The organism is Bradyrhizobium sp. (assembly GCF_028868675.1).
Lineage (GTDB): Bacteria > Pseudomonadota > Alphaproteobacteria > Rhizobiales > Xanthobacteraceae > Bradyrhizobium.
On sequence record NZ_JAGWUA010000247.1, the window covers coordinates 1 to 6,190 of the forward strand.

Consider the following 6,190-nt stretch of genomic DNA (forward strand, 5'->3'; position numbering starts at 1 on the left):
GGCAACCGTCTCCGCAAGCGGATAGGAGCCGCGCCAGTGCAGGAGATAGCAGTCGAGCCGGTCGGTCTTCAGCCGCTTCAGGGAGCGCTCGCAGGCGGCGATGGTGCCGCGACGCGAAGCGTTGCTCGGCAGCACTTTCGAGACCAGGAACACCTCGTCGCGGCGGCCGGCGATGGCGTCGGCGATCACGAGCTCGGCGTCGCCATACATCTCGGCGGTGTCGATATGGCTCATGCCGCGGTCGAGCCCGCGTCTCAGCGCGGCAATCGCCTGCTTGCGGTCGCCATGGTCGAGATACCAGGTGCCCTGCCCGATCATGGAGACGTCTGCGCCGGTGCGGCCGAAGGGTTTTGTCTGCATGGTTGATCCAACGCGTATCGACTAGTTCAGTTCACCGATATCGGCGACCAGCACGCTGCCGGTCGCCGATTCCGTGATGTAGAGGCGGTCCCTGTTGGCGCCGCCGATCGCGACGTTGGTGCAGCTTGGTCCCGCGCAGGATTTGATCCGCGCGATCATCTCGCCGTTCGGTGCGAATACGAAGACGTGGCCGAGCGAGGCGTGGCCGACGAACAGCCGCCCCGTGGCATCCATCGTCATGCCGTCCGGGCCCGAGGTGCCGAACAGCGAGCAGAAGCGGCCAACCTTGGAGACGCTGCCGTCCTTCATGAACGGCAGCCGCCACACCGCATTGTCGCGCGTCATCGCGACGAACAGCACGGTCTCGGTGGGATCGAGCACCAGGCCGTTCGGGCTGATGCCGGTGTGGATCAGGCAATCGAGCCGGCCGGACGGCGTGAGACGGTAGACCCGCCCGCTCGGATCGTGCAGGCCCGTTTGGCCCTGGTCGGTGAAATAGATGTCGCCGTTCGAGGCAAGATGCAGGTCGTTGCAGCCGCGGAAGGATTCCGAATTGCGTGCGGTCAGCACCGGCGCGACGCGGCCCGCTTTGGCGTCGAGCTCCATGATGCCATGCATGTAGTCCGCGACCAGGATGCGGCCGTCGGCCGCGATCTTCAATCCGTTCGGCCATCCCTCATACTCGATCACCAGCGACCACTGCCCGTCCGGCGCAATGCGAAAGATGCGGCCGAAGGGAATGTCGACGATGTAGAGATTGCCGCTCGCGTCGAACGAGGGGCCCTCGATGAAGCTGTCGGTCGGCACGCCCGGCCGGTTGGCGTCGGCCCAGTCGCTGCGCACGCCCTTGCGGCGGAAGCGTTCGGGCATCGCGGAGAAGAGCTTGGTCTCGATCGGTCGCGGCGGCGTTTCCAGGTACATCATTGTCGTTGATTGCTTGGTTGCGGATGGATCGCGGGCAGCTTAGAGGACATTGTCGATGGCGTCGATTGGCGCGGGCATCATGACGGAAATGGAATTGTGATGGCGTAGCCCGCATGCAGCGAAGCGGAATGCGGGATGGCGCGGTCCCGGATTTCGCGGCTCTCCATCCGGGCTACCCGCGGCTAGCGTCCCCGCAGCACGCGCAGCGCGTTGAGGATCACGGCGACGTCGATCGCCTCCTGCAGCAGTGCGCCCTCGACCGGGGTGAGGTAGCCGAGCGCGGCGGCGATCATGCCAAGCGTGGAGAGGCCGATGCCGGCATAGACGCTTTCGAGGGCGATGAAGCGCGCGCGCCGCGCGATCTCGATCGCCGGCACGATGCGGTCGAGCGTATCGACCAACAGCACGGCATCCGCCGCCTCCGCCGATGCCGCCGCCCCGGTCGCACCCATGGCGACACCGACATCGGCGGCCGCCAGCGCCGGCGCGTCGTTGACGCCGTCGCCGACCATCATCACCGGGCCCACCTTGCGCTCCGACAGCACGACCATCACCTTCTGGTCCGGCGTCAACTCGGCGCGGACGGCGTCGAGGCCGAGACCGGCGGTGACGGCGTCGGCGACGTCGCGGCGATCGCCGGTGGCGAGCACGATGCGCTCGACGTCGAGGCCTCGCACCTTCGTCAGCAGCTCCTCGATGCCGGCGCGCAGTTCGTCGGCGAGCACGATGCGGCCTGCGAACCGGCCGTCGACCGCAAGCCAGACGGCGACGGCGCCCGGCGCGTGCTGCGGCGCCGATTCATCGAAGTCCGCAGCCTGCTCCGGCCGCGCCAGATGCATCTTCACGAAGCGCCGGCCGCCGACCGCTACGCTGCGTCCCTCGACCTTGCCGCGGATGCCCTCGCCCGGGATTTCCATCACCTCGGTCGGGATCGCAAGCGACAGGCCGCGGCGCCGCGCCTCCGTCACCAGGGTTTGCGCGATGACATGCTTGGAAGCCTGGTCGAGCGAGGCGGCGATACGGATCGTCTCGTCCTCGGCGAATCCGTCGGCGGCGTGGACCGCGACCACCCTGGCCTTGCCGGCGGTCAACGTACCGGTCTTGTCGACCACGAGCGAGCGGACGCGCGCCATGGTCTCCAGCACCTTGCCGCCCTTGATCAGAATGCCGTGGTGGGCGGCGCGCGACAGGCCAGCGACGATGGCGACGGGCACCGCGAGGATCAGCGGACACGGCGTCGCCACCACGAGCACCGCCACCATGCGGATCGGATCCTGCGTCCAGAACCAGGCCGCACCCGCAATTGCGAGCGTGGCGACGAGAAAGAGCACCGCATAGCGGTCGGCGAGTCGGACCATCGGCGCCTTGGAGCGCTGCGCGGCCGCGACGAGACGGACGATGCCGGCATAGGTGCTCTGCGCCGCAGGGCGCGCCGCGACGATGTCGAAGGCGGCACCCGCGTTGGTCGAACCGCTCATGACGGCCTCGCCGGCCTTGCGCTGCACCGGCAGCGATTCTCCCGTCAGCGCCGACTGGTCGAGCACGGCAACCTCGCTCGCCAGCGTGCCGTCGGCCGGCACGATCTCGCCCTGGCGGATCAGGAGCCGGTCGCCGGCCGCGACGAGATCGACCTCGATCTCCTCGAGCCGGTCGCCGCAATGTCGCAGCGCCGTGCGTGGCGCGCGTGCGAGCAGTGCCGTCATCTCGCGCCGCGCATGACCTTCGGCAAGATCTTCCAGATATTGCCCGCCGGCATACATCAGCGCGACGACCACGGCGGCGAGTTGCTGACCGACCGCGAGCGCCGCCGTCATCGAGAGGGCCGCCACGATGTCGAGGCCGAAATCGGCGCGGCGCAAGCACCGCACGATCTCCACCAGGAGCGCAAGCAGCACCGGCAGCGTCGAGATCGCCCAGACCGGGTCGGCCCAGGAGTCCCAACCGCTCGCACGCAGCACGAAGCCGAGCGCGAGGCCCGCGGCTGGAAAGCCGATCAGGAAGGGCCGAATGGGAACGTCGGAATGGGACGCGGGCACGGAGACGCCGGGCGGGTTGCTGAAAGACCAGTGTGGCGAAGGCGACGCGGCGAGTGATGACCTAGATCAAGCGCTTCTGCGAGGTGTTCCGAGTTGGCAGACACACCCGTCATTGCGAGCACCACGAAGCAATCCCGGAATCTCTCCGGGGGAAGGACTCTGGGCGTCAGCTCGCAGCGCCCGCGAACACCGCCTCCTTCGCGCCTGCGCCGCCCGCCTCCGCGATCAGGCGATTCAGCTCGGGGATGCAGGAGCCGCAATTGGTACCAGCCTTCACCCTTGCGCCGATCTCGGCGGCGGTGCCGGCGCCGGCCTCGAGAATCCGGCGGCGGCTGAGGCGACGCGCGGCAGGCTTGGTCGTCTTCAACATGGATCCGGTCGTCCTTCAGATGGAGGAACAGGGCCGTCTATCCCGTGCCGCCGCCGCGCGTGAGGGCGCGTGTCGGGGAAGCCCAGCCGGACGGCTGCACAATTCGGATAGGAGGTCTCGATGGACTGCATCGGTGGCGTCGAAGAACACCAATTCAAGCTTCGTGCCAGCCGCCTCGATCAGAACATCTTCAGCAACGGCAGCCGCTTCGTGTTTCGACCAGTCGACACGCTCCGGATTCGAAGGAGCCACACGCATCGAAATTCGGCGTCACGCACAACAATTGTGCGACGCGCAATCGTTGTGCAGATCAGCCCTTTGGAGGTCAATTTTGTCGGTTCGCTGTGCATCGGCTGAAGCCCGATTGTGCAACCGCCTCTTGCGGCAACAAGAGCCGCGCGGATCGATCTCCGGCTAAGCCATTGGTGAAAAGAGATTCGTTCGCAAAGAGCGAATTGGCACGGAATCTGCTTTTCAACCGAGCGTCAATGATGACTGCGGCATGCCGCAAAGTTGGAGCCGCCGGCGGCGCCAACACTGGAGAGTTCAACAGCTTCGCGTGGCCGTCTCACGCATGGTCATCGTGACGCGATTCCCAATTGGCTGAGCTTCTCCGGTTCTCGTCTGCGGCGGACTCATTCGCACGGCCGCCTGCCGTGCGGCCGCGCTCTTCGGCAACGGATGGCGCGTCCATTCTTCTACGAGCAAAGGAAACTGTTGATGTCGTATCTCGCACCTTCGGAGTTCGTCACCAAGATGGTGGACGCGGGCGAATCCAAGATCTTCATGTCCACCCGGGATACGGTCATCCGCGCCTACATGGCCGGCGCCATCCTCGCGCTCGCGGCCTGGTTCGCCGTCACGATCAACGTGAACACGGGACAGCCGATCGTCGGCGCACTCTTGTTTCCGGTCGGCTTCGTGATGCTCTATCTCCTGGGCTTCGACCTCCTGACCGGCGTGTTCGTGCTCTCGCCCCTCGCCCTGATCGACAGGCGCCCCGGCGTCACGCTCGGCGGCGTCTTGCGCAACTGGGGCCTCGTCTTCCTCGGCAATTTCGGCGGCGCGCTCACCGTGGCCTTCATGATGGCTTTCGTCACGACGTTCGGCTTCACGCAGGAGCCGGATAAGGTCGGCACTCTCATCGGCAACGTCGGCGAAGCCCGCACGCTCGGCTATGCCGCGCACGGCGCTGCCGGCATGGCAACGTTGTTCCTGCGCGGCATGCTCTGCAACTGGATGGTCTCGACCGGCGTCGTCGGCGCCATGATCTCGACCACCGTGCCCGGCAAGGTGATCGCGATGTGGATGCCGATCCTGGTGTTCTTCTACATGGTGTTCGAGCACTCCGTGGTGAACATGTTCCTGTTCCCGTCGGGCCTGATGCTCCATGCAAAATTCTCGATCATGGACTATCTCATCTGGAACGAGCTTCCGACCGTACTGGGCAATCTGGTCGGCGGCCTCGCCTTCACCGGGCTGACGCTGTACTCGACGCATGTCATGACCGCGCCGAAGCGCAAGGCGACCGCGGCGGCCCCGACCCGCGTTGCAGCCTGATCGACGACACCTCGACAAGGGAGCCTCGCCCGGACAAGGTGAGGCTCCCCTTCCATTCGTGGCGCGGATGAGCCGCGGACTGCAGATCTCGGTCGGCCAGCATTCCGACAGGGGCCGCAAGCCGATCAACCAGGATTTCCACGGCGTCCTCATTCCGGACGAGCCGCTGCTGAGCCTGAAGGGCATCGCCGCGGTCCTCGCCGACGGCATCTCCTCGAGCGCCGTGAGCCAGATCGCGAGCGAATCCGCGGTCAAGAGTTTCCTGACCGACTACTACTGCACGTCCGAGTCCTGGAGCGTGAAGACGTCGGCGCGGCGCGTGCTCGACGCCACCAATTCATGGCTGCATGCCCAGACGCGCCGCAGCCAGTACGCCTACGACCGCGACAAGGGCTATGTCTGCACCCTGACCGCGATGGTCTTCAAGTCGGCCACCGCCCACATCTTCCACGTCGGCGACTGCCGGATCTACCGCGTCGCCGGCAAGGCGCTCGAGCAGCTCACCGACGATCACCGCGTCATCATCTCATCCGAGCAGACCTATCTCGGCCGCGCGCTCGGCATCAATCCGCAGATCGAGATCGACTACCATTCCGTCCAGATCGAACAAGGCGACGTCTTCCTGCTCGCGACAGATGGCGCCTACGAATTCGTCGACCAGCGCTTCATCAATGGCGTGCTCGACGCCCACGCCCATGAGCTCGACCATGCGGCCAAGGTGATAGTCGAGGAAGCCTATCGCCGCGGCAGCGACGACAACATCACCGTGCAGATTTTGCGTATCGACGCGGTGCCGCAGAGCCGGTCACCCCTGATATTTGCCCAAACCCCAGAATTGCCCCTGCCGCCGCTGCTGGAGCCGCGGTCCCTGTTCGACGGCTACAAGATCGTTCGCGAGATTCACGCGAGCTCCCGCAGCCACATCTATCTCGCCGTGGAC

Annotated in this window: 7 protein-coding genes; 3 read left to right on the forward strand and 4 right to left on the reverse strand. The window is 66.1% G+C overall.

Annotated features, from left to right (window positions below; all coding sequences use genetic code 11):
• The 4 genes from KGM94_RS22595 to KGM94_RS22610 form a co-directional block, all read right to left on the reverse strand.
• Positions 1-360: aldo/keto reductase (locus tag KGM94_RS22595; protein WP_300264281.1), on the reverse strand; the 360-nt coding region annotated here is incomplete at its 3' end.
• A 21-nt stretch (positions 361-381) separates the two neighbouring features.
• The gene (locus KGM94_RS22600) at positions 382-1,281 is read right to left on the reverse strand and encodes an SMP-30/gluconolactonase/LRE family protein (protein WP_300264293.1); all 900 of its coding nucleotides are present in this window, start codon (positions 1,279-1,281) and stop codon (positions 382-384) included.
• Between the two features lie 185 nt (positions 1,282-1,466).
• Positions 1,467-3,320 (reverse strand): heavy metal translocating P-type ATPase, encoded by a 1,854-nt coding sequence (locus KGM94_RS22605; protein ID WP_300264283.1) that lies wholly within the window; start codon positions 3,318-3,320, stop codon positions 1,467-1,469.
• 166 nt (positions 3,321-3,486) lie between these two features.
• Entirely contained in the window at positions 3,487-3,690 is a 204-nt protein-coding gene (locus KGM94_RS22610; RefSeq protein WP_300264285.1) for a bacterioferritin-associated ferredoxin, read from the reverse strand.
• Positions 3,691-3,810: 120 nt separating this feature from the next.
• Here KGM94_RS22610 and KGM94_RS22615 point away from each other — a divergent pair, with 120 nt between their 5' ends.
• The 3 genes from KGM94_RS22615 to KGM94_RS22625 form a co-directional block, all read left to right on the forward strand.
• The gene (locus KGM94_RS22615; protein ID WP_300264287.1) at positions 3,811-4,047 is read left to right on the forward strand and encodes a hypothetical protein; all 237 of its coding nucleotides are present in this window, start codon (positions 3,811-3,813) and stop codon (positions 4,045-4,047) included.
• A 363-nt stretch (positions 4,048-4,410) separates the two neighbouring features.
• On the forward strand, positions 4,411-5,250 hold the full coding sequence (locus KGM94_RS22620) for a formate/nitrite transporter family protein (protein ID WP_300264289.1): 840 nt from the start codon (positions 4,411-4,413) through the stop codon (positions 5,248-5,250).
• 67 nt (positions 5,251-5,317) lie between these two features.
• Positions 5,318-6,190 (forward strand): PP2C family serine/threonine-protein phosphatase (locus KGM94_RS22625; protein ID WP_300264291.1); only part of this gene is annotated, 873 nt, incomplete at its 3' end.